The sequence below is a fragment of the Corallococcus sp. M7 genome (assembly GCF_054512695.1).
The window spans coordinates 3,161,164-3,187,562 of the sequence record NZ_CM137252.1 but is presented as its reverse complement, the minus strand read 5'-3'; the positions used below and the strand labels follow the sequence as shown (position 1 = coordinate 3,187,562).

At 69.6% G+C, this 26,399-nt stretch carries 1 protein-coding gene; it reads left to right on the top strand.

Annotation, left to right across the window (positions count from 1 at the left end):
- Positions 1 to 35: 35 nt before the first annotated feature.
- Positions 36 to 26,198: a non-ribosomal peptide synthase/polyketide synthase gene (locus tag ACX114_RS12875; RefSeq protein WP_459297996.1), complete on the top strand. Its 26,163-nt coding sequence runs from the start codon at positions 36 to 38 to the stop codon at positions 26,196 to 26,198.
- Positions 26,199 to 26,399 lie beyond the last annotated feature (201 nt).

Here is a 26,399-nt window from a genome sequence, read left to right as displayed (position 1 = left end):
CTCGCGATGGCGTCCCCGAGCGCGGAGTACATGAGATGAGCCAGGAGCTGTCGAAGCGGATCGCGAACCTCTCACCGGAGAAGCGCGCGGAGCTGCTCAAGAAGATGGCCGCGCAGAAGGCCGTCGCTGGCAACTCCGTCCAAGGCCTCATTCCGGTGCAGGACCGCTCGCGTCCCCTGCCCCTGTCCTTCGCCCAGCAGCGCCTCTGGTTCATTGAGCAGCTGCAGCCCGGCACCTCTCTCTTCAACGTGCCCATGGCGGTGCGCCTGGAGGGTGAGCTCGACGTGGCCGTGCTGGAGCGCGCGCTGCGCGAAGTGGTGCGCCGTCATGAAGTGCTGCGCACCACCTTCCACGAGGACTCGTCCGGCCCCGTGCAGGTGGTGTCTCCGGAGCCGGTGCTCACGCTGGAGCACCGCGATCTCCAGGGCTCCGCGCCGGAGAAGGCCTGGCAGCTGGCGCGTGAGGCCGCGGCCCGGCCCTTCGACCTCGCGAAGGGCCCGCTACTGCGCGCGCTGCTGCTGACGTCCGCGCCGAAGGAGCACCTGCTCGTGGTGGTGGTCCACCACATCGTCTCCGATGGCTGGTCCATGACGCTGCTGGTGCGAGAGGTGGCGCTTCTCTACGGCGCCTTCGCGCGGGGACAGGCCGTGCCCCTGCCTCCCCTGGGCGTGCAATACGCGGACTTCGGCGTCTGGCAGCGCGAGTGGATGCAGGGCGCCCGGCTGGAGAAGCAGCTCGGATACTGGAAGCGGCAGCTGGCCGGAGTGCCCTCCGCGCTGGAGCTGCCCACCGACTTCTCCCGTCCCGCGGCCCGCGGCGGACGGGGTGCCCGGCATGAGCTCCTGCTGTCGCGCGGGCTGATGGACGCGCTGAAGGCCCTGGCGCAGCAGGAGGGCGCCTCGCTCTTCATGGTGCTGCTGACGGGCTGGCAGGTGCTGCTGTCGCGCTACGCGGGGCAGGAGGACGTGACGGTGGGCTCGCCGGTTGCGGGCCGCACGCGCGGCGAGGTGGAGGGCCTCATCGGCCTGTTCGTCAACACGGTGGTGCTGCGCACGCAGGTGGAGCCCTCCGCGTCCTTCCGCACACTGCTGCACCAGGTGCGCGAGACGGTGCTCGCGGCCCATGAGCACCAGGAGTTCCCCTTCGAGCGGCTGGTGGAGGAGCTGCGTCCGGAGCGCACCCAGGGGCGCACGCCGCTCTTCCAGGTGATGCTCACGCTCCAGGCCTCCTTCCGCGGCGCGGCGTCCGTGGAGGGCGTGAAGCTGGAGGCGATGGAGCTGGACACGCTCACGTCGAAGTTCGACCTGCTGCTCCAGGTGCTGGAGACGGAGAACGGCCTCAAGGGCTTCCTCGAGTACGACACCGACCTCTTCACCGCGCCCACGATGGCGCGCATGGCGGAGCACCTGCGCGTGCTGCTGGAGGGCGCCGTCCGCCGTCCGCACGAGGCCGTCTCCCGCCTGCCGCTGCTCACCGACGCCGAGCGCCACGAGGTGCTCCTCGCCTGGCAGCCGCCCCGCCCCGCCCCGCTGCCGTGGAGCACGCAGCACGGGGCTTTCGAAGCGCAGGTGGACCTCACGCCGGACGCGGTCGCCGCCACCTTCGGAGACGAGTCGCTCACGTACGCGCAGTTGGAGGGCCGCGCGTCGCGCCTGGCGCGGCACCTGCGCCGGCTGGGCGTGGGCACGGAAGCGAGGGTGGGCCTGTGCGTGGAGCGCTCGCTCGACATGCTGGTGGCGGTGCTCGCCGTGCTGAAGGCTGGGGGCACCTACGTGCCGCTGGACCCGGCGTTCCCCACGGACCGCCTGGCGTACATGGTGGAAGCGAGCGGGATGCCGGTGCTGGTGTCGCAGCGCTCGCTGGAGTCCATCCTGCCGCCGCACTCGGCGCGCGTGGTGCTGCTGGACGGCGACGCGGAGGCCATCGCGGCGGAGGACGGCTCGCCGCTGCGCGACGCGGTGCCCCCGGAGGCCGTGGCGTATGTGCTCTTCACCTCCGGCAGCACCGGCCGTCCCAAGGGCGTGCAGGTGCCGCACGGCGCGGTGGCGCGCTTCCTGGCGGCGTTGTGTGAAACGACCGGCATGTCCGCGAAGGACGTGCTGGTGGCCGTCACCACGCTGTCGTTCGACATCGCGGTGCTGGAGCTGTTCCTGCCGCTGTCGGTGGGCGGGCAGGTCGTCATCGCGTCGCGGGACATCGCGGTGGACGGCTCGCGGCTGGCGGGCCTGCTGCGGCAGTGCGGGGCGACGGTGCTCCAGGCCACGCCCAGCACCTGGCGGCTGCTGCTGGAGACGGACTGGCAGGGACCGGGGCTGACGGCGCTCACCGGCGGCGAGGCCCTGCCGCGCGAGCTGGCCGAGTCGCTGCTCCAGCGCTGCCGCGTGCTGTGGAACGTGTACGGCCCCACGGAGACGACGGTGTGGTCCACCGCGCACGCGGTGACCTCGGGCTCGGGCAGTGTGCCGATTGGCCGGCCCATCTCCGGCACGCGGGTGTACGTGCTGGACAGCGGGCTGAACCCGGTGCCGCGCGGCGTGCCGGGTGAGCTGTTCATCGGCGGCGAGGGCGTCACCCGGGGCTACCTCCACCGGCCGGACCAGACGGCGGAGCGCTTCATCCCGGACGCGTACGGCGGCGTGCCGGGCCTGCGCGTGTACCGCACGGGCGACCGCGTGCGGTGGGCCGCTGACGGCGTGCTGGAGTACCTCAACCGCGTCGACAACCAGGTGAAGCTGCGCGGCTACCGCATCGAGCTGGGTGAGATTGAAGCGGTGCTGAGCCAGGCTCCGGGCGTGCGCGACGCCGCCGTGGTGGTGCGAGGCAGCGGGGCCGACGCGCGGCTCGTGGGCTACGTGGTGGCAAGGCCCGGACAGACGCTGGAGTCGCAGGCCCTGCGTGCGCTCATGAAGGAGCGGCTGCCCGAGTACATGGTGCCGTCCGCGCTGGTCGTGCTGGACGCGATGCCCCTGACGCCCAACGGCAAGGTGGACCGCAAGGCGCTGCCCGCGCCGGACGTGTCCACGGAAGCCGCGCGCGAGTTCGTCGCGCCGCGCACGCCGATGGAGGCCCAGGTCGCGGAGCTCTACGCGTCGCTCCTCCAGGTGCAGCGGGTGGGTGCCACCGACAGCTTCTTCGAGCTGGGCGGGCACTCGCTGCTGGCCACGCGGCTGACGTCGCGGTTGCGCACGGCGTACCAGGTGGACCTGCCCCTGCAGGCGCTGTTCGAGTCCCCCACCGTGGCGGAGCTGGCGGCGCGCATCGCGGCCACGGCGAAGGATGCGAGCATCGCGGCTCCGCCCCCGGTGGTGCCGGTGCCGCGCACCCAGAAGCTGCCCGCGTCCTTCGCGCAGCAGCGCCTCTGGGTGCTGGATCAGCTCGATCCGGGCTCGGCCGCGTACAACATGCCGTTCTCCCTGCGGCTGACCGGGGCGCTGAACCTGGAGGCCCTGCGCCTGGCCCTGGAGCTGGTGGTGCACCGGCATGAGGCGCTGCGCACCACCTTCAAGCCGGACACCGACGCGCCCGTGCAGGTCATCGCACCGCCCGAGCCGCTGGTGCTTCCGGTGGTGGACCTGCGCGCCCTGTCGCCGGAGCAGCGCGACGCGGAGGTGAAACGGCGCTCGGAGCTGGAGGTGCGGCTCCCCTTCAACCTGGAGGTGGGCCCGCTGCTGCGCGTGTCGGCGCTGGTGCTGGATGCGCAGGAGCACCTGCTGCTGCTGACCATCCACCACGCCGTCTTCGACGGCTGGTCCATGAGCATCCTGATGCGGGAGCTGTCGGAGGCCTACCGGGCCCTGGTGGCGGGGACGCAGCCCGTCTTGCCCGCGCTGCCCTTCCAGTACGCGGACTTCGCGGTGTGGCAGCGCCAGTGGCTGTCGGGCGCGGAGAAGGAGCGGCAGCTCGGCTGGTGGCGCCAGCAGCTCGAGGGCATGCCGTCCGTGCTGGAGCTGCCCACCGACCGTCCCCGTGGCCTCCGCGAGGCGCATCCCGGCGCCCTGATGCAGGTCGCGTTTCCCCTGGAGCTGACGCGGGCCGTGGAGGCCCTCTGCGTGCGCGAGGGCATCACGCCCTTCATGTTCCTGCTCGGCGCGCTCCAGGTGTTGATTGGCCGCTACTCCGGCCAGGACGACGTGAGCATCGGCTCCTCCGTGGCGGGCCGGAACGACGCACAGCTGGAGGGGCTGCTCGGGTTCTTCATCAACACGCTCGTGCTGCGCACCCGGATGGGCGGCGGGACCACCGTGCGGGAGTTCCTGGGCCGCGTGCGCACCACCACGCTGGGGGGGCTCGCGAACCAGCACGTGCCGTTCGAAGAGCTCCAGCCGATGCGCGACCTGCGCGGGTCGCCATTGTTCAACGTGCTGTTCCTCATGCAGAACATCCCGGAGGTGGACCTCTCGCTCGCGGGCGTGAAGGTGCGGGTCGAGGAGCGCATGGGCGCCTCCGCGAAGTTCGAGCTCACGCTGTCGCTCACGAGGAGCGAGGGCGGCTTCACGGGAGAGCTGGAGTACGACACCGACCTCTTCGACAGGTCGACCGTCGTGCGGATGATGCGGCACCTGCGGCTGCTCGTGGAGGGCTTCGTCGCGCATCCGGAGCAGCGCGTGTCGTCGCTGCAACTGCTTGCTGGAGAGGAGCGCCAGCAGGTGCTGGTGGAGTGGAACGCCACGCGGGCACCGTTCCCGGAAGCGTGCATGCACTCGCTCTTCGAAGCCCAGGTGCGCCGTGATCCGGACGCGGTGGCCGCTGTCTTCGAAGGGACGCAGTTGACGTACGCGCAACTGGACGCGAGAGCCAATCAGCTCGCCCATGCGCTGCGCCGCCGTGGCGTGGGCCCGGAGGTCCGCGTCGCCCTCAGCGTCGAGCGCTCACTCGACATCGTCATCGGACTGCTTGGCATCCTGAAGGCCGGTGGCGCCTGGGTGCCCGTGGATCCGCTCCTGCCCCGGGAGCGTCTGGCCTTCATGCTGGAGGACAGCGCGGCCCAGGTGCTCGTCACCCAGCAGCCCCTGGTGGACCGCTTCCCCGAAGCACTGCATGCGCGCGCGCTCTGCCTGGATACGGAGCGGGAGGCACTGGCGCAGCAGCCGACGGATGCGCCCGTGACGGGTGTGACGCCCGCGAACATGGCGTACCTGCTCTACACCTCGGGCAGCACGGGGACGCCCAAGGGCACGGCGGTGGAGCACCGCAGCGTCGCCAACCTCGTCACCCATGAGGCGGTGGCCTACGGCATCGGCCCTGGCAGCCGGGTGCTTCAGTTCGCCAGCCTCAGCTTCGACCTCTCCGTGGAGGAGATTTTCACCACGCTCTGCAACGGCGCCACGCTGGTGCTCGCGCCATTGGAGAAGTTGATGCCGGGCGCGCCGCTGCCCGTGCTGCTGCGTGAGCAGGAGTTGAGCGTCGTCAGCCTCACCCCCGCGGCCCTGGCAGCGACGTCCTCCGAAGGCCTGCCCAAGGTGCGCACCGTCATTTCCGGCGGCGAAGCCCTGCCCGCGGACGTCGTCGCGCGCTGGGCCCCGGGACGGCGCTTGCTCAATACCTACGGCCCCACCGAAGCCACCGTCATCGCCACCTTCGGTGAGGTGGTGGCGGATGGGGACGTACCGTCCATCGGCAAGCCGCTGGCGAACGTGCGCGTCTACGTGCTGGACGCGCACGGGCAGCCGGTGCCCGTGGGTGTGCGCGGTGAGTTGCACATTGGCGGCGTGGGCGTCGCGCGTGGGTACGCGGGACGGCCGGGCCTCACCGCCGAGCGATTCGTGCCGGATGCCTTCTCCGGTGAGGAGGGGGCTCGCCTCTACCGCACGGGCGACGTGGTGCGCTGGCGTGCGGATGGCCAACTGGACTTCGTTGGCCGCATCGACGCCCAGGTGAAGGTGCGCGGCTTCCGCATCGAGCTGGGTGAAGTCGAGAACGCCCTGCGCGCGGCCCCTGCCGTGAAGGATGCCGTCGTGCTCGCCCGAGAGGATGCTCCGGGCGACAAGCGACTCGTCGCCTACGTCGTCGGTGACGCTCTCGACGTCACGGCCCTGCGCGCCCACCTCAAGCAGCACCTGCCCGAGTACATGGTGCCTGCCGCCTTCGTCTCCATGGAGGTGCTGCCGCTGACGTCCAACGGCAAGGTGGACCGCAAGGCACTTCCCGCTCCGGATGCGGGCGCGCTCCGGGCGTCACACGCCTACGAGGCCCCGGCCACACCGCTGGAGGAGAAGCTCGCGGCCCTCTGGAGCGAAGTGCTTCGCGTGCCCACCGTGGGCCGCACGGACAACTTCTTCGAGCTGGGCGGCCACTCCCTGCTCGCCACGCAGTTGGTGGCGCGCGTGCGTTCCGCGTTCGACGTGGAGATGCCTCTCCGCGCCCTTTTCGAGTCCCCCACCATCGCTGCGCTCGCGGAGAAGTTGCAGCGGACCTCTACCAGTACGCGCCTGCCGCCTCTGACGCGCACGCGCACCGAAGGCCCGCAGCCGCTCTCCTTCGCCCAGCAGCGTCTCTGGTTCCTGGACCAACTGGCGCCGGACGATGCCTCCTACAACCTCCCCGTCGCGCTGCGCCTCCTGGGCCGCCTGGATGTCGAGGCCCTGCGCCGGGCCTTCGAAGCGCTCGTGGCGCGCCATGAAGCGCTGCGCACCACCTTCTTCGAGGAAGAGGGCCAGCCCTTCCAGCGCATCCATGCCCCGACTTCCTGGGCACTTCCCGTTCAGGACCTCTCGTCCCTCGATGAGTCTGTGCGCGAGACGGAGACGCTGCGGCTTGCCATTCGTGAAGCCCGGCAGCCCTTCCATCTCGTCCATGGGCCACTGCTGCGCACCTCCCTCCTGCGGCTGGCAGAGGAGACGCACGTCCTCCTCGTGACGATGCACCACATCGTCTCCGACGGCTGGTCCATGGGCGTCCTCGTGAAGGAGCTGGCCACGAGCTACGCCGCCTTCTCCGCGCACCGTGAGCCGTCGTTCGCACCGCTGCCGGTGCAGTACGCGGACTTCGCCCTCTGGCAGCGCCAGTGGTTGCAGGGCGAGACGCTGGAGTCCCAGCTCCGCTACTGGAAGCGTCAGTTGGCGGGTGCGCCCGCCGCGCTGGAGTTGCCCACCGACCGGCCGCGTCCGGCCGTGCAGTCTCGCCGCGGCGCCACGGTGCCCGTGCACTTCCCCTCGCAGCTGACGGACTCGCTGCGCAGCCTTGCTCAGCGTGAGGGCGCCACGCCCTTCATGCTGCTGCTCTCCGCCTTCCAGCTGCTTCTCTCGCGCTACTCCGGCCAGGACGACATCTCCGTCGGCTCCCCCATCGCCGGCCGCACCCACGCCGAGGCCGAAAGCCTCATCGGCTTCTTCGTCAACACGCTCGTCCTGCGTGCCCACGTGGATTCGCGTGCGACGTTCCGCGAATTGCTGGCCCAGGTGAAGGCCACCACCCTCGCCGCCTACGAGCACCAGCACGTCCCCTTCGAGAAGCTGGTCGAGGTCCTCCAGCCCTCGCGTGACTTGAGCCGCAGCCCCCTCTTCCAGGTCATGCTCGTCCTGCAGAATGCACCCGCCGAAGCGCTGCGCGTGCCGGGCATGGCCTTCCAGCCCATTCCCCTGGAGGGCAACTCCTCCCGCTTCGACTTGGCCCTCACCCTCTTCGAGGTGCCCCAGGGCCTCACCGGCTTCCTCGAGTACAGCTCCGACCTCTTCGACGCCTCCACCGTCCAGCGCCTCATGGGCCACTTCGGCGTCCTTCTCTCCTCCCTCGCTGCCCAGCCGAATGCTCGCGTGGCCTCGCTGGAGGTGATGACGGCGGAGGAGCGCAAGCAGCTCCTCCTCGAGTGGAATGAGACGGACGTCGCCTTCCCGCGCGACACCTGCATCCACCATGTCGTCGCTGAGAATGCCCGTCGCGCTCCGGACGCGGTCGCCGTGCGCATGGGAGAGCGAAGCGTCACCTACTCAGCCCTCAACGCCTGGGCTCACGGGCTTGCCGTCCAGTTGCACACTGCCGGTGTCACCCGTGGCAGCCGCGTCGCCGTCCTCGCGGAGCGTTCTCCCGAGTTGGTGGCGGGCCTCCTCGCCACCCTCAAGGTGGGCGCCGCCTACGTCCCCATCGCGCCCGGTGTCCCGCCGGAGCGGCTGGCCTTCATGCTGGAGGACTGCGGCGCCTCGGTCCTCCTCACCCAGCAGCGCCTGCGCGACTCACTGCCCTCCCTCTCTTCGCGCGTCCTCTCGCTGGAGGTGGAAACGGGTGCAACGCAGCAGCCGCTGCCGGTGACGCCCGTGGGCCCGGAGGACCTGGCCTACGTCATCTACACCTCTGGCAGCACCGGCCGCCCCAAGGGCGTCGCCGTCCACCACCGCGCGTTGATGAACCTCGTCTCCTGGCACCAGCGCACCTACGCGCTGACGCCCCAGGACTCCACCGCCCTCACCGCGGGCGTTGCCTTCGACGCTTCCACCTGGGAGGTGTGGCCCTCGCTGGCCTCCGGCGCCAGCCTCGTCATCCCGCCCGACGCCGTGCGCGCCGAGCCCTCCCAGTTGCTTCAGTGGCTGGCCCGCGAAGCCATCACCACCTGCTTCATGCCCACGCCTCTGGCCGAGGCCGTGCTGCGTGAGGAGTGGCCCCGCCCCATGGCCCTCCGTGCCCTGCTGACGGGCGGAGACGCCCTGCACCACGGTCCGCCGCCTTCAGTCCCCGCCCCCCTCTTCAACCACTACGGGCCCACCGAGAGCACCGTCGTCGCCACCTTCACCCCCGTCGTACGCGACGACGGCACGCGGCCCCCCATTGGCCGCCCCATCGCCAACACCCGCACCTACGTCCTCGACGCTCAACTCCAGCCGGTGCCGGTGGGTGTCCCCGGTGAGCTCTTCCTCGCCAGCGAGGGCCTGGCCTGGGGCTACCTGGGTCAGCCCGCGCTGAGTGCCGAGCGCTTCATCCCGCACCCCTTCTCCTCCACGCCGGGTGCCCGCCTCTACCGCACCGGCGACGTCGTGCGCTGGCGTGCCGATGGCCAGCTGGACTACCTCCAGCGGCTCGACTTCCAGGTGAAGGTGCGCGGCTTCCGCATCGAGCTGGGTGAAATCGAGGCCTCCCTTCTCGCCCATGCTTCCGTTCACGAAGCCGTTGTCCTCGCCCGTGAGGACTCTCCCGGTGACAAGCGCCTCGTCGCCTACGTCGTGGGCGAAGCCCTCGATGCCTCCGTCCTCCGCGCCCACCTCAAGCAGCACCTACCCGAGTACATGCTGCCCTCCGCCTTCGTCCCCCTGGAGGCGCTGCCCCTGACGTCCAACGGGAAGGTGGACCGCAAGGCCCTTCCGGTTCCGGACGCCTCGCCTCTCGCGGACTTCGTCGCCCCGCGAAATCCCACCGAGGAGAAGCTCGCGGACGTCTTCGCCCAGGTCCTGCGCGTGGAGCGCGTGGGCATCCACGACGACTTCTTCGCCTTGGGTGGCCACTCCCTGCTGGCCACCCAGCTCGTCTCCCGGATCCGCGCAACCTTCGATGCGGAGCTGCCCCTGCGCTCCCTCTTCGAAGCCCCCACCGTCGCCGCGCTCGCGGAGCGCCTGCGCACCGCGACGTCCGGCTTGCGGCTGCCACCGCTCACCCGCGTCGCGCACGCAGGTCCGCCGCCTTTGTCCTTCGCACAGCAGCGGCTGTGGCTGTTGGACCAACTCCAGCCCGGCAGCGCCGCGTACAACATCCCCGCGGCCCTTCGGCTGAAGGGCCAGGTGGACATCGAGTCCCTGCGCCGCGCCTTCGAGGCACTCGTCGCCCGTCACGAGACGCTGCGCACCACGCTCATCCAGCACCAGGGCCAGCCCGCGCAGCGCATCCACTCGCCCGGGACGTGGGCGCTGCATCTGCTTGATGTCTCCTCCCTGCCCGAGTCCCAGCGGGACGAAGAAGCGCGGCGCCTCGCGAACGAGGAGGCCCGCCGCCCCTTCGACCTGGAGGCCGGTCCGCTCCTGCGCACGTCCCTGGTGCGCCTGGGTGCGGAGGAGCACCTGCTCCTCGTGACGATGCACCACATCGTCTCCGACGGTTGGTCCATGGGCGTCCTCGTCCGTGAGCTCACGGCGCTGTACGCGGCGTTCCACGCGGATCAGGTGCCGACCCTCGCGCCGCTGCCCGTGCAGTACGCGGACTTCTCCGTCTGGCAGCAGGACTGGCTTCAGGGCGAAACACTGGAGACCCAGCTCGCCTACTGGAAGGAGAAGCTCGCGGGAGCGCCCGCCGCGCTGGACCTGCCCACGGACCGCCCGCGTCCTCCTGTGCAGTCCCACCGTGGCGCCTCGGTGGAGGTGCGCCTCCCTCCGGGGGTCTCGCAAGCCCTCAAGACCCTGGCCCAGCGGGAAGGCGCCACGCCCTTCATGCTGCTGCTCGCCGCATGGCAGTTGCTCCTGTCGCGCTACTCCGGCCAGGACGACATCAGCGTGGGTTCGCCCATCGCGGGCCGCACGCAGGCGGAGACCGAAGGCCTCATCGGCTTCTTCATCAACACCCTGGTCCTGCGCGCGCGAGTGGAGCCCCGGGCGACGTTCCGCGAGCTGCTGGCCCAGGTGCGAGGGACGACGCTCGCGGCCTATGAGCACCAGCACGTGCCCTTCGAAAAGCTGGTGGAAGTCCTCCAGCCCGTGCGCGACCTGAGCCGCAGCGCGCTCTTCCAGGCGATGTTCTCCCTGCAGAACACGCCCATGGAAGCGCTGCGCGTGCCGGGCCTGTCCTTCGAGCAACTCCCGCTCGAATCGAACTCCGCGAAGTTCGACCTGACGCTGACGCTGCAGGACTCGCCCCAGGGCTTCGTGGGTGTCCTGGAGTACAGCAGCGACCTCTTCGACGCGTCGACCATGCAGCGCCTGGTGGGCCACCTGGGCGTGCTTCTGGAGGCCATCGCCGCCCAGCCTGATGCGACGCTCGCGAGCCTGCCGCTGCTCACCGCGCCGGAGCGCCAGCAGCTCCTCGTCGATTGGAATGGCCCCAGCGCGGAGTTCCCCCGCGACCTCTGCCTCCATGAGGCCTTCAGCGCCCAGGCCCTTCGCTCGCCTGACGCCCTGGCCGTCATCTGCCGCGAGGAGCAACTCACCTTCCGTGAACTGGACACGCGCGCCAATCAGCTCGCGCACCGCCTGGTGAAACTGGGCGTTGGTCCCGACGTGCGCGTGGTGCTGTGCGTGGAGCGCTCCGTGGAGGCCCTCGTCGGCATCCTCGGCGCACTCAAGGCCGGGGGCGCCTACGTGCCCATCGACCCCAGCTACCCTCGCGAGTGGCTTGCCCACGTCCTCCAGGACACCGGCGCTCCCGTCGTCCTCACCCAGCAGCGCCTGCGCGACTCGCTGCCCCCGCACTCCGCCCACACCCTCTGCCTGGACTCCGACGCCGCGGACCTTGCTCTTGAGGCGCAGGGGGCTCCGGTGACGTCGGTCACGCCGGAACACCTCGCCTACATCATCTACACCTCGGGCAGCACCGGCCGTCCCAAGGGCGTGATGATTCAGCACCGCTCCGTGCTCAATCTGCGCGTCGCGCTCGCCGCTACGGTGCATGCGGACTCTCAGCCTGGGGAGCGTGTCAGCGTCAATGCGCCGCTCTCCTTCGACGCCTCCGTCAAGCAGCTCATCCAGGTGCTCGACGGCCACACCCTCTGCATCGTCCCTGACGAAGCCCGCGCGGACGTCGGTGAACTCGTCAATCGCATCGAGAAGGACGCGCTGGACGTCCTCGACTGCTCCCCGGCCCACCTGCGCCTGCTGGTGGATGAGGGCCTCCTGGAGCGCACGGCCATCCCCCACCGCGTCCTCGTGGGTGGTGAAGCGGTGGACCCCGCCACCTGGCGTCACCTGGCCCAGGCTCCACGTCCTCGCGTCTTCAACGTCTACGGCCCCACCGAGTGCACCGTCGACGCCACCGCCTGCGCCTTCGACGCTTCTCCCACTCCCACCATCGGCAGGCCGCTGCCCAACGTCCGCGTCTACGTGCTCGACCGCACGCTGCGCCCCGTTCCCGTGGGAGTCGCAGGTGAGCTCTTCATCGGCGGGGCGGGCGTCGCTCGTGGCTACCTCAACCGTCCTGAGTTGACGGCGGACCGCTTCATCCCGGATGCCTTCTCCTCCACGCCCGGTGCCCGCCTCTACCGCACCGGCGACGTGGTGCGCTGGCGTGCCGACGGCATGCTTGACTACCTGGGCCGTGCGGACTTCCAGGTGAAGGTCCGCGGCTTCCGCATCGAGCTGGGGGAAATCGAAGCGGCTCTCCTCAAGCATCCCCAGGTGCACGCCGCCGTGGTGCTCGCTCGCGAGGACGTGCCCGGTGACAAGCGGCTTGTCGCCTACGTGGTGCCTCCGGAAGGCACGGAGACGGCCCCCACGCCCGAAGTCCTCAAGGACTGGCTCAAGCAGCTCCTGCCCGAGCACATGCGGCCCTCCGCATTCCTCGTGCTGGAAGCGCTGCCGCTGAACACCAACGGCAAGGTGGACCGCAAGGCCTTGCCCGCGCCCCAAGGCACCGCGCTCGCCTCCACCTACGTCGCGCCGCGCACTTCCGCAGAGGAGCAGCTCACGGCCCTCTTCACCCAGGTGTTGCACGTAGAGCGCGTGGGCATCCACGACGACTTCTTCGCCCTGGGAGGCCACTCCCTGCTGGCCACCCAGCTCGTCTCGCGTGTGCGCACTACCTTCCGCAGGGAATTGCCCCTGCGAGCGCTGTTCGAGGCGCCCACCGTCGCCGCCCTCGCCCGACGCATCGACTCCGAGAGAGCCCCCGCGCCGTCGGTTCCCCTTCGGAGGGCCGCGACCCGCGGCGCCTCGGAGCCGCTGTCCTTCGCGCAGCAGCGGCTGTGGCTGCTGGATCAGCTCCAGCCGGGGGATGCTTCCTACAACCTTCCCACCGCGCTCCGGCTCTCCGGACACCTGGACGTGGAGGCCTTGCGCCGCGCGTTCGAATCGCTCGTCCAGCGCCATGAGGCCCTGCGCACCACCTTCCACGAACACCAGGGCCAACCCACCCAGCGCATCCATGCGCCCGAGGATTGGACGCTGTCTCAAGTGGACCTCTCCTCCCTGCCGGAGGCCCAACGAAAGGAGGAGTCCCGGCGGCTGGCCGACGAAGAAGCGCGACGGCCGTTCGACCTCGCCAGGGGCCCGCTGCTGCGCAGCACGCTGGTGCGCTTGGAGGAGAATGACCACCTGCTGTTGGTGACGATGCACCACATCGTCTCCGACGGCTGGTCCATGGGCGTCCTCGTGCGCGAGATGGTGGCCTTCTACGAGGCCTTCACCACGGGCAGCACGCCGGCCCTCCCGCCGCTGCCGGTGCAGTACGCGGACTTCGCCACGTGGCAGCGCGACTGGCTTCAGGGCGAGGTGCTCGACGCGCAGCTGGGCTACTGGAAGCAGCAACTGGCTGGAGCCCCCGCCGCGCTGGAGCTGCCCACGGACCACCCGCGTCCGCCCGTTCAGTCACACCGGGGCGCCACCGTGGAGGTACGGATCCCCGCGCAGGTCTCTGACGCGCTCAAGTCCCTGGCACAGCGTGAAGGCGCAACGCCCTTCATGACGCTGCTGGCGGCCTTCCAGGTGCTGCTGTCTCGCTACTCCGCGCAGGACGATGTCAGCGTGGGTTCGCCCATCGCCGGCCGCACCCAGGCGGAGACCGAAGGTCTCATCGGCTTCTTCATCAACACCCTCGTGCTGCGTGCCCGGCTGAATCCGCGCGCGACGTTCCGCGAGTTGCTCGCCCAGGTGCGCGCCACGACGCTCGCGGCGTACGACCACCAGCACCTGCCTTTCGAGAAGCTCGTCGAAGCCGTGCAGCCCACACGGGACCTGAGCCGCAGTCCGCTCTTCCAGGCCATGTTCGTCCTGCAGAACACGCCTGCCCGAGCGCTGCACCTGCCGGGCCTGTCGTTCCAGGCCGTGCCGCAAGAAGCGCACTCCGCGATGTTCGATCTCTCCCTCTCGCTGCAAGAGGTCCAGGGAGGGCTGGTCGGTTCACTGGAGTACGCGACGGACCTTTTCGACGCGGCGACCATCCAGCGCATGGCGGGCCACTTCGGCGTCCTGCTGGAGGCCATCGCACAGAAGCCAGACACGAAGCTTGGCGACCTGCCACTGCTCTCCAACGCGGAGCGGCAGCAACTCCTCGTCGAATGGAATCCCCCGGCCTCGCAGGCGCCGCGTGAGTCCAGCATCCCCGCGATGGTGGAGGCTCAGGTGCGCCGCACACCGGATGCCCTGGCCGTCATCACGCCCGAGCGGCAGCTGACGTACCGGGAGCTGGACGCGAAGGCCAACCAACTCGCCCACCGCCTGCAAGGCCTGGGCGTCGGGCCCGAAGTCCGCGTCGGCCTCTGTGTCGAACGCACTGAAGACCTCGTCATCGGAGCGCTCGGCATCCTCAAGGCTGGTGGCGCCTACGTGCCCCTGGATCCCAGCTACCCCCGTGAGCGCCTGGGTTGGCTGTTGGAGGACGCTCAGGGCCCTGCCCTCGTCGCCCACTCGCATCTGCTCTCGGCACTGCCCGAGACGTCCGCGACGCCCGTGTGCCTCGACTCGGATGCGGAACTGGCGAAGCAGCCGACGACGACGCCTGTGGTGGACATTCACCTGGGGCACCTCGCCTACCTCATCTACACTTCGGGCAGCACCGGCCGCCCCAAGGGTGTCGCCATCTCGCATGGCAATGCCGTGGCGTTCCTCCACTGGGCCCTGGAGACCTTCTCGCCCGAGGAGCTGAAGGGCACGCTCGCCGCGACGAGCCTCAACTTCGACCTCTCCGTCTTCGAGCTCTTCGCCCCGTTGAGCGGCGGTGGCGCGGTGGTGGTGGCGAAGAACGCCCTGCACCTGGCGGAGCTGTCTACCGCGTCTCACGTCACCCTGGTCAACACGGTGCCCTCCGCCATGGCGCAGCTCCTGCGCATGGGCGCGGTGCCGCCCTCCGTACAAGTCATCAACCTCGCGGGCGAAGCCCTGCCGGAGACGCTCGCGAAGCAGGTCTACGCGGTGCCTACGGTTGAGAAGCTCTTCAACCTCTACGGCCCGTCGGAGGACACCACCTACTCCACCGCGTCACTCGTCGGCCGTGACGAAGTGCCTCTCATTGGCCGTCCTCTGCCCGCAACGCGGGCCTACGTGCTGGACGCTTCACTCCAGCCGGTGCCCGTCGGTGTCGCAGGCGAGCTGTACCTCGCGGGCGAAGGCCAGGCTCGCGGATACCTGCTGCGCCCGGAACTCACCGCGGAGCGCTTCGTCCCTGAACCCTACGGTCCTCCCGGTGGCCGCATGTACCGCACGGGCGACCGTGTCCGGTACCGCCTCGACGGGCGCCTGGAGTACCTGGGCCGCATCGACTTCCAGGTGAAGGTGCGCGGCTTCCGTATCGAGCTGGGCGAAATCGAAGCCGCCCTCCGCCGCGCTCCGGGCCTCAAGGACGTCGTCGTCGTCGCCAAGGGCGAAGCCGCCGACAAGCGCCTTGTCGCCTACGTCTCTCCCAAGGCAGAGGCCTCCCTGGAAGTGGAAGCCCTCAAGACGCACCTGCGCCAGGGGCTCCCCGAGTACATGGTGCCCGCCACCTTCGTGGTGCTTGAGGCCCTGCCTCTCAACTCCAACGGCAAGGTGGACCGAAAAGCCTTGCCGGAGCCGGAGGCGCCTCAGTCCGGCAACACCTACGAAGCACCTCGGACGGAAGCCGAAGCGAAGCTGGCCTCCATCTGGGCTGAAGTCCTGCGCCTGCCCCAGGTGGGCGTGAAGGACTCCTTCTTCGAACTGGGAGGACACTCCCTGCTGGCCACGCAGGTGGTGTCCCGCGTACGCGCCGAGTTCAACGTCGAACTCCCGCTGCGCGCGCTCTTCGAATCCCCCACGGTGGAGGCACTCGCCGGGCGTCTGCACGGGGGCGCGAGTTCCCAGGCCCCGAAGCTCACCCGCGTCTCGCATGACGGTCCGCTGCCGCTGTCCTTCGCTCAGCAGCGGCTGTGGCTCTTGGATCAACTCCAGCCGGGGGATGCGTCATACAACCTTCCCACCGCGCTTCAGCTCTCGGGACAGTTGGACGTCGAGGCCCTGCGCCGTGCCTTCGAGGCACTCGTTGCCCGTCACGAAGCCCTGCGCACCACCTTCCATGCGCATCAGGACCAGCCCATCCAGACCATCCACGCCGCCAATGGATGGACGCTGCCGCTCGTGGACCTCTCCACCCATTCCGAGGTGCTTCGGGAGGAGCAAGCGCGGCGACTGGCCAACGAGGAAGCGCGTCGGCCGTTCGACCTTGCAAAGGGTCCGCTGCTGCGCAGCACGCTGGTGCGTCTGACCGAGGACTCCCACCTGCTGCTCGTGACGATGCACCACATCGTCTCCGACGGCTGGTCCATGGGCGTCCTAGTCCGGGAGATGGTGGCCTTCTACAAGGCCTTCGCCACGGACGGCACGCCGGCCTTCGCGCCCCTGCCCGTGCAGTACGCGGACTTCGCGGCTTGGCAGCGGAACTGGCTCCAGGGGGAGGCGCTGGACGCGCAGATCCACTTCTGGAAGCAGCAGCTCTCCGGAGCGCCCGCGGCGTTGGAGCTGCCCACGGACCGGCCTCGGCCGCCCGTGCAGTCGCACCGGGGCGCCACGGTGGACGTGCGCATTCCCTCGGAGGTTTCGCACGCGCTCAAGGCGCTGGCGCAGCGTGAAGGCGCAACGCCCTTCATGACGCTGCTGGCGGCCTTCCAGGTGCTGCTGTCGCGCTACTCCGCGCAGGACGACATCAGCGTGGGCTCGCCCATCGCGGGCCGTACGCAGGCGGAGACCGAGGGCCTCATCGGCTTCTTCGTCAACACGCTCGTCCTGCGTGCTCGCGTGGAACCCCGGGCTACGTTCCGGGACCTGCTGGCCCAGGTGCGCGGGACGACGTTCGCGGCGTACGAGTACCAGCACGTGCCCTTCGAGAAACTCGTGGAGGCGGTGCAACCCACGCGCGACATGAGCCGCAGCCCGCTGTACCAGGCCATGTTCGTTCTGCAGAACACGCCCGCGGAGGCACTGCGCCTGCCGGGCCTGTCCTTCCAGGCACTGCCGCTGGAGGCCCACTTCGCCAAGTTCGATCTCTCCCTGGGGCTGGGTGAAGACCGGGATGGATTCGTCGGCACGCTGGAGTACGCGACGGACCTTTTCGACGCGGCGACCATCCAGCGCATGGCGGGCCACTTCGGCGTCCTGCTGGAGGCCATCGCGAAGAAGCCGGATACGAGGCTTGGCGACCTGCCGCTGCTCACCGAGTCCGAGCGTCGACAGATTCTCATCGAGTGGAATCCGGAAGTGGCACCGGCGATTCGTGAACCCAGCATCCCCGCGATGGTGGAAGCCCAGGTGCGCCGCACGCCGGAGGCGCTGGCCGTCATCACGCCCGAGCGGCAGCTGACGTACCGGGAGCTGGATGCGAAGGCCAACCAGCTTGCCCACCGTCTGCGCGGACTGGGGGTCGGCCCCGAAGTCCGTGTCGGCCTGTGCGTCGAGCGCACCGAGGACCTCGTCATCGGAGCCCTCGGCATCCTCAAGGCCGGTGGCGCCTACGTGCCGCTGGACCCCAGCTACCCGCGTGAGCGTTTGGGTTGGCTGCTGGAGGATGCCCAGGGCCCCGCCCTCGTTGCCCACTCACACCTCTTGCAGGCGCTGCCCGAAACCAGCGCCACACCGGTGTGCCTCGACTCGGACGTGGAGTTGGCGAAGCAGCCGACGATGGCGCCCGTGGTGGACATCCACCCCGGCCACCTCGCCTACCTCATCTACACCTCCGGCAGCACCGGCCGTCCCAAGGGCGTCGCCATCTCCCATAGCAACGCCGTGACGTTCCTCCACTGGGCCTTGGAGACCTTCACTCAGGAGGAGCTGAAGGGAACGCTCGCCGCGACGAGCCTCAACTTCGACCTCTCCGTCTTCGAACTCTTCGCTCCGCTCTCCAGCGGCGGCGCGGTGGTGGTGGCGAAGAACGCCCTGCACCTGGCCGAGCTGCCTACGGCGTCCCACGTCACCCTGGTCAACACCGTGCCCTCCGCCATGGCGCAACTGCTGCGCCTGGGCGCGGTACCGCCCTCCGTGCGTGTCATCAATCTTGCGGGCGAAGCCCTCCCTGAGACGTTGGCGAAGCAGGTCTACGCCGTCCCGACGGTGCAGAAGCTCTACAACCTCTACGGCCCGTCCGAAGACACCACCTACTCAACGGCCTCCCTCGTCGGCCGTAACGAAGTGCCCCTCATTGGCCGTCCTCTGCCCGCGACGCGCGCTTACGTGCTGGACGCTTCGCTGCAACCGGTGCCCGTGGGCGTGGCCGGTGAGCTGTACCTCGCGGGCGAAGGCCAGGCGCGTGGCTACCTGCTGCGTCCGGAACTCACGGCCGAGCGCTTCGTCCCCGAGCCCTACGGTCCTCCCGGTGGCCGCATGTACCGCACGGGTGACCGCGTCCGTTACCGCCTCGACGGGCGCCTGGAGTACCTGGGCCGCATCGACTTCCAGGTGAAGGTGCGCGGCTTCCGCATCGAACTGGGCGAAATTGAAGCCGCGCTCCGCCGCGCTCCGGGCCTCAAGGACGCTGTCGTCGTCGCCAAGGGCGAAGCCGCCGACAAGCGCCTTGTCGCCTACGTCACCGCTCGCGAAGGACACTCGCTCGACTCCGAGGCACTCAAGGTCCACCTCCGGCAGCAGCTGCCGGAGTACATGGTCCCCTCCGCGCTCCTCGTCCTCGACGCCCTGCCCCTCAACTCCAACGGCAAGGTGGACCGCAAGGCCCTGCCCGAGCCGGGAAACCTCGCGCGCTCCTCCGACTTCATCGCGCCACGGACCGGCACCGAGGAGCAGCTCGCGGCCCTCTTCGCCGAAGTCCTCCGCGTAGAGCGTGTGGGCATCCGGGACGACTTCTTCGCCCTGGGCGGCCACTCCCTGCTGGCCACCCAGCTCGTCTCGCGCGTGCGGGCGACGTTCGCGGTGGAACTGCCGCTGCGAGCCCTCTTTGAAGCGCCCACGGTTGAAGGGCTCGCACCGAAGCTCGCGAGCGCCCGGTCCGCCGCGCTCGGCGCACCGCCGCTGCGATCCTCGCCGCGCGAAGGCACCATTCCGCTGTCCTTCGCGCAGCAGCGCCTCTGGCTGCTGGATCAACTCCAGCCGGGTGACATCGCGTACAACATCCCCACCGCCCTGCGGCTGACGGGCCAGGTGGACGTGGAGTCCTTGCGCCACGCCTTCGAGGCGTTGGTGGCCCGCCACGAATCGCTGCGCACCACGCTCTCCGCCGAGCACGAAGAACCGTCGCAATGCATCCAGACTCCTTACGGTTGGGAGCTGCCCGTCATCGACCTGACGTCCCTCCCCGAGTCGCAGCGTGAGGAGGAGGCCCAGCGCATCGTGGCCGAGGAGGCCCGGCGTCCCTTCCATCTCACCACGGGCCCGCTGCTGCGAAGCACGCTGGTGCGGCTGGGGCAGGACTCGCACCTGTTGCTGGTGACGATGCACCACATCGTCTCCGACGGCTGGTCCATGGGTGTGCTCGTCCGGGAGGTGGCGGCTTTCTACGAAGCCTTCAGCACCGGCCGCGCTCCCGTCCTCCCGCCACTGCCCGTGCAGTACGCGGACTTCGCCATGTGGCAGCGAGGCTGGCTCCAGGGCGAGGCCCTGGACGCGCAGCTGGGCTATTGGAAGCAGCAGCTCGCGGGTGCTCCGTCCGCGCTGGACCTGCCCACGGATCGTCCGCGTCCGCCCGTGCAGTCCCGCCGGGGTGCCACGGTGGACGTGCGCGTCCCATCGCAGGTCTCCCAGGCACTCAAGGCCCTGGCTCAGCGCGAAGGCTCGACGCCCTTCATGGTGCTGCTGGCGGCCTGGCAGTTGCTGTTGTCCCGCTACTCCGGCCAGGACGACATCAGCGTGGGCACGCCCATCGCGGGCCGCACGCAGGCGGAGACCGAAGGCCTCATCGGCTTCTTCGTCAACACCCTGGTGTTGCGCGCCCGGCTGCAGACTCAGGACTCGTTCCGCCAACTGCTCTCCCAGATGAAGGCCACGACGCTCGCGGCCTACGAGCACCAGCACGTGCCTTTCGAGAAGCTGGTGGAGGTCCTCCAGCCCTCGCGAGACCTGAGCCGCAGCGCGCTCTTCCAGGCGATGTTCTCCCTGCAGAACACGCCCATGGAGACGCTCCGGTTGCCTGGACTGTCCTTCCAGACCGTCCCGGTGGACACGCGGTCCTCCAAGTTCGATCTCACGCTGACGTTGCAGGAGTCGCCCCAGGGCTTCGGCGGAACACTGACGTACGCCACGGACCTCTTCGACGCCTCGACCATGCAGCGCATGGTGGGCCACCTGGGCGTGCTGCTGGAGGCCATCGCCGCCCAGCCGGATGCGACGCTCGCGAGCTTGCCGCTGCTCACCGCGCCGGAGCGCCAGCAACTCCTCGTCGATTGGAATGGCCCCAGCGCGGAGTTCCCCCGCGACCTCTGCCTCCATGAGGCCTTCAGCGCCCAGGCCCTTCGCACGCCCGACGCCCTGGCCGTCATCTGCCGTGAGGAGCGACTCACCTTCCATGAGCTGGAAGTCCGCGCCAATCAGCTCGCCCACCGGCTGGTGAAGCTGGGCGTTGGCCCCGACGTGCGCGTCGTGCTGTGCGTGGAGCGCTCCGTGGAGGCGCTCGTCGGCATCCTCGGCGCTCTCAAGGCCGGGGGCGCCTACGTGCCCATCGACCCCAGCTACCCGCGCGAGTGGCTTGCCCACGTCCTCCAGGACACGGGTGCTCCGGTGGTGCTCACCCAGCAGCGCCTGCGCGACTCGCTGCCTCCGCACTCCGCGCATACCCTCTGCCTGGACTCCGATGCGGACTCACTCTCCCGTGAGCCTTCGGACGCTCCCGTGACAGCGGTCACGCCGGAACACCTCGCCTACATCATCTACACCTCGGGCAGCACCGGCCGTCCCAAGGGCGTGATGATTCAGCACCGCTCCGTGCTCAATCTGCGCGTCGCGCTTGCCGCTACGGTGCATGCGGACTCTCAGCCTGGGGAGCGTGTCAGCGTCAACGCACCGCTCTCCTTCGACGCCTCCGTCAAGCAGCTCATCCAGGTGCTCGACGGCCACACCCTCTGCATCGTCCCCGACGAAGCCCGCGCTGACGTCAGCGAACTCGTCAATCGCATTGGCCACGACGCGCTGGACGTCCTCGACTGCTCCCCGGCCCACCTGCGCCTGCTGGTGGATGAAGGCCTCCTGGAGCGCACGGCCATCCCCCACCGCGTCCTCGTGGGCGGCGAAGCCGTGGACCCCGCCACCTGGCGTCACCTGGCCCAGGCTCCACGTCCTCGCGTTTTCAACGTCTACGGCCCTACCGAGTGCACCGTCGACGCCACCGCCTGCGCCTTCGATGCTTCTCCCACTCCCACCATCGGTCGGCCTCTGCCCAACGTCCGCGTCTACGTGCTCGACCGCACACTGCGTCCCGTGCCCGTGGGCGTCGCGGGTGAGCTCTTCATCGGCGGGGCGGGCGTCGCTCGTGGCTACCTCAACCGCCCCGAGCTGACGGCGGACCGCTTCATCCCCGACGCCTTCTCCTCCACGCCCGGTGCCCGCCTCTACCGCACCGGCGACGTGGTGCGCTGGCGTGCCGACGGCATGCTTGACTACCTGGGCCGTGCGGACTTCCAGGTGAAGGTCCGCGGCTTCCGCATCGAGCTGGGGGAAATCGAAGCGGCTCTCCTCAAGCATCCCCAGGTGCACGCCGCCGTGGTGCTCGCTCGCGAGGACGTGCCCGGTGACAAGCGGCTTGTCGCCTACGTGGTGCCTCCGGAAGGCACGGAGACGGCCCCCACGCCCGAAGTCCTCAAGGATTGGCTCAAGCAGCTCCTGCCTGAGCACATGCGCCCTTCCGCGCTCCTCGTGCTGGAAGCATTGCCGCTCAACACCAATGGCAAGGTGGACCGCAAGGCCCTGCCCGCACCCCACAGCGATGCGCTCGCCTCCACCTACGTCGCGCCGCGGACCTCGACCGAGGAGCGGCTCGCATCCATCTGGGCGGCGGTCCTGCGCCTGCCCCAGGTGGGCGTGAAGGACTCCTTCTTCGAGCTGGGTGGCCACTCGCTGCTGGCCACGCAGGTGGTGTCACGCATTCGCTCGGCGTTCAGCGTGGAGCTCCCCCTGCGGGCGCTCTTCGAGTCCCCCACCGTGGAGGCGCTCGCGGTTCGTCTCTCGGGACTCTCCCGCACGAAAACTTCGCCGATCACTCGCGTTTCGCACGACGGTCCGCTGCCGCTGTCCTTCGCCCAGCTGCGGTTGTGGCTCATTGATCAGCTCGAACCGGGCAGCCCTCTCTACAACGTGCCCGTCGCCGTCCGGCTGGAGGGCCACCTGCGCACGGACGTGCTGGAGCGTGCCCTCCAGGAAGTCGTGCGCCGACACGACGCCCTGCGCACCACCTTCGCCCAGGTGGACGGAGAGCCGGTCCAGTACATCCATCCCGACAGCCACCCGCCCCTGGCCCTTGTTGACCTCTCGGACGTGCCTGAATCCCAGCGCAAGCCCGAGACGCGGGCCCGTGTGGAACAGGAGATGCGCCGGCCCTTCGACCTGCGCACCGGCCCGCTCCTCCGCACGCTGCTCTTCAAGCTGGCAGAACACGAGCACGTGCTTGTCGTCACCCTGCACCACATCGTCTCCGACGGCTGGTCGCTGGGTGTGCTCGTGCGCGAAGTCACGGCCCTCTACGCGGCCTTCTCCGCGGGACAGCCGTCACCGCTTCCTGCTCTTCCTGTCCAGTACGCGGACTACGCCGATTGGCAGCGCCGCACGCTCTCGGGTGAGACGCTGCGGCAGGAAATGGCTTACTGGGAGGGGAAGCTCTCCGGCGCTCCTGCCGTCCTGGAACTGCCCACCGACTTCCCCCGCCCGGCCGTCCGGAGCAACGCGGGCGCGACCCTTGGCTTCACCCTGTCGCGTGAGTTGACGGAAGCCTTGCGGAGCCTGGGCCACCGTGAAGGCGGTTCACTCTTCATGGTGCTGCTCGCGGCCTGGCAGGGTCTGCTGTCGCGCTACACGGGCCAGCAGGACATCAGCGTGGGCTCGCCCATCGCGGGCCGTACGCGCGCGGAGACGGAGGGCCTCATCGGCTTCTTCGTCAACACGCTCGTCTTGCGCGCGCAGGTGGACGAGGACCAGTCCTTCCGTTCACTGCTCCAGCAGGTGCGCACCACGGTGCTGGAGGCCTACGAGCACCAGGAGGTGCCGTTCGAGAAGCTGGTGGAAGTCCTCCAACCCGCGCGCAGCCTCAGCCATACGCCCCTCTTCCAGACGCTGCTCGCGCTCCAGAACGTGCCCACGGAGGACGTGCGGCTGCCAGAGCTACGGCTGCGAAGGCTTGAGGCCACCCACTCGACGTCGAAGTTCGACGTGAGCGTCTTCTTCACGGAGACATCCGAAGTGCTGCGAGGCACCCTGGAGTACAGCACCGCGCTCTTCCAGCAGAGCACCGTGGAGCGGATGGCCCGCCACCTGCGCACGCTGCTGGAGGCCGTGGCCGCGAAGCCCGAGCAGGCCTTGGCCCACCTGCCGCTCCTCTCCAACGACGAGCGTCAGCGCCTCCTCGTGGAGTGGAATGACACGGCCGCCGTCAGCCCGACGGACGTGCCGGTCCACGTCCACTTCGCGCGGCAGGCCCAGCGCACGCCTCACGCAGTCGCTCTCGTGTTGGGGGATGATTCGCTGACGTACGCCCAATTGGATTCACGCGCGAACCAACTGGCCCATCACCTGCGGGCCCTGGGCATCGTCCCGGGTGCGCGCGTCGGCCTCGCCGTCGAGCGCTCCTTCGAGCTGGTGACGGCGCTCCTCGCCATCCTCAAGGTGGGTGCGGCCTTCGTCCCCGTGGACCGCAATGCGCCTGTCGAACGCATCGCAATGTTGCTGGAGGACGCGGACGTGGGCGTGGTCGTCACACATCAGCCCTTCGCCTCACTGCTGCCCGCCTCCGGCACCCGCGTCTGGCTGGATGCCCAGTCCGCGGAGATTGCTACGCAGCCCACGCATGCGCCGGACGTCCGCGTGGACGGTGAAGCCCTCGCCTACGTCATGTTCACCTCGGGCTCCACGGGCCGCCCCAAGGGCGTCAGCGTGCCCCACCGGGGCATCACCCGCCTGGTGCTTGGCAGCACCTTCATGCGCTTCGGGCCCGACGAAGTCTGGCTCCAGTTCGCCCCTGTGGCCTTCGACGCCTCCACGCTCGAAATCTGGGGCGCGCTGCTGCACGGCGCGAAGCTCGTCCTCGCTCCGCCGCACTCCCTCTCTCTGGAGGAATTGGCCGCCCAGCTGCGTCACCACCGCGTGACGTCTCTCTGGCTCACCGCCGCCCTCTTCGAGCAGATGGCCCTGCACCAGGGTGAAGCGCTCGCGGGCGTGCGTCAGGTCCTCGCCGGTGGCGATGTGCTGCCTGCCGCCCGTGTGCGCGAGCACCTCGCGCGCATTCCGGAAGGCGCGACGTTCCTCAATGGCTACGGCCCCACGGAGAACACCACCTTCTCCACCACCTTCGCCATGCGGCACGGCACTCGCGTGGAAGGCACCATCCCCATTGGCCGGCCGCTCTCCAACTCCACCGTCTACATCCTCGACGCTCACCTGCACCCGGTGCCCGTGGGCGTGGCCGGTGAGGTGTACGTCGGCGGCCAGGGCCTGGCCTGGGGCTACCTGAACCGTCCCGAGCTCACCGCGGAACGCTTCGCCCCTCATCCCTTCGCCTCCACGCCGGGTGAGCGCCTCTACCGCACGGGCGACCAGGCCCGTTGGAAGGAGGACGGCACGCTCGACTTCCTGGGCCGCGTCGACTTCCAGGTGAAGGTGCGTGGCTTCCGCATCGAGCTGGGCGAAATCGAAGCGGCCCTGCGCTCCGCCACCGGCGTCAACGAGGCCATCGTCGTGGCTCGGGGCTCGGACGCGGACAAGCGCCTCATCGGCTATGTCACTGCGAGTGACGGCCACTCGCTGAATGCTGATTCAATCAAAGCGAGCCTCAAGCAGCACCTGCCGGAGTACATGGTGCCGTCAGCCATCGTCGTGCTGGACACGCTGCCCCTCAACGCCAACGGCAAGGTGGACCGCAAGGCACTTCCGGAACCCGACGCCGTCGAGGCCCGGGACTTCGTCGCGCCCCGTGACGCGCTCGAAATGCAGCTCGTCCGCATCTGGGAGGACCTCCTCAACGTCCGCTCCGTCGGCGTCCGATCCAGCTTCTTCGAGTTGGGTGGCCACTCCCTGCTCGCCGTGCGCATGCTCGCTTCCATCCGCGAACGTCTCGGTCTCAGCCTTCCCCTCTCCGTCCTCTTCCAGCAGGTTACTGTCGAGCAGCTCGCCCAGGTGCTCCGCGACGACTCGCAGGCCTGGACACCCCTCGTCCCGCTGGAGCGCGGAGAACCGGGCCAGCGGCCGCTCTTCCTCGTCCACCCGGGCGGCGGCAACGTCCTGGCCTACTCGGAGCTGGCGCGCCGGCTGGGCCCCTCGCTGCCCGTCTTCGGCCTCCAGTCGCGCGGCCTCGACGGACGGCCCGTCGCCGAGTCCATCGAGGAGATGGCCAGCCTCTACATCGAAGCCATCCGCACCGTGCAGCCCCACGGCCCCTACCAACTGGGAGGCTGGTCGCTCGGCGGCGTCATCGCTTACGAGATGGCCCGTCGCCTGCGCGAGGCGGGTGAGGCCGTGGATCTGCTCGCCCTCATCGATGCCCACCTCTACGGCCTAACGAAGCCTGCTCAGTCCGAGACGCAGCTCGACTCCGAGTCCCGCGCACGGCTCGCCTTCGCCCATGCCACCGCCACTGCCTTCGGCCAGGAGCTCTCCGTCCCGGACGAAGCGCTGGCACAGAGCGACGATGCAATGCTGAGCCACCTGCTTCAGGAAGGACTCCGGGCGCGCATCCTCGACGCGCAGTCCGGCCCGGCCCAGTTGCGTGCCCTCTTCAACGTCTTCCGGGCCAACCTCTTCGCCCACGAGAAGTACGTGCCCCAGCCGTACGACGGCACCGCACTGCTCCTGAGCGCTAGCGAAGCCGCCGCCGGGACTCCGCGTCACCGCGGCTGGGAGCCCCTGGTGCGAGGTGGCCTGGAGGTGCACGACGTGCCCGGCAGCCATCACGCGTTGATGCAGGACCCGCACCTCGGATCCATCATCGAATGCCTGCGGGAGGCGCTCGCGCGGGTGTCCAACACCGCGTCCCGGCACTCCACGGGGAGCTGACGCCGGGGTTGGAGTGAAGTGAGGCGACCCACCGTCGCGGATCATCGCGACGGTGGCCCGTGCTCCCTGAGGCGAGAGACCAGGCCCCTCCTCCATCCCCGAGCAGGGAGGAGACGCTGGGAGCAGGTCTCACTCTGGAGGACATCTGACGTCCTTCCCTCCCTGCCTTCAGGGAACCAGCACAATCCCGCAAATACCTGG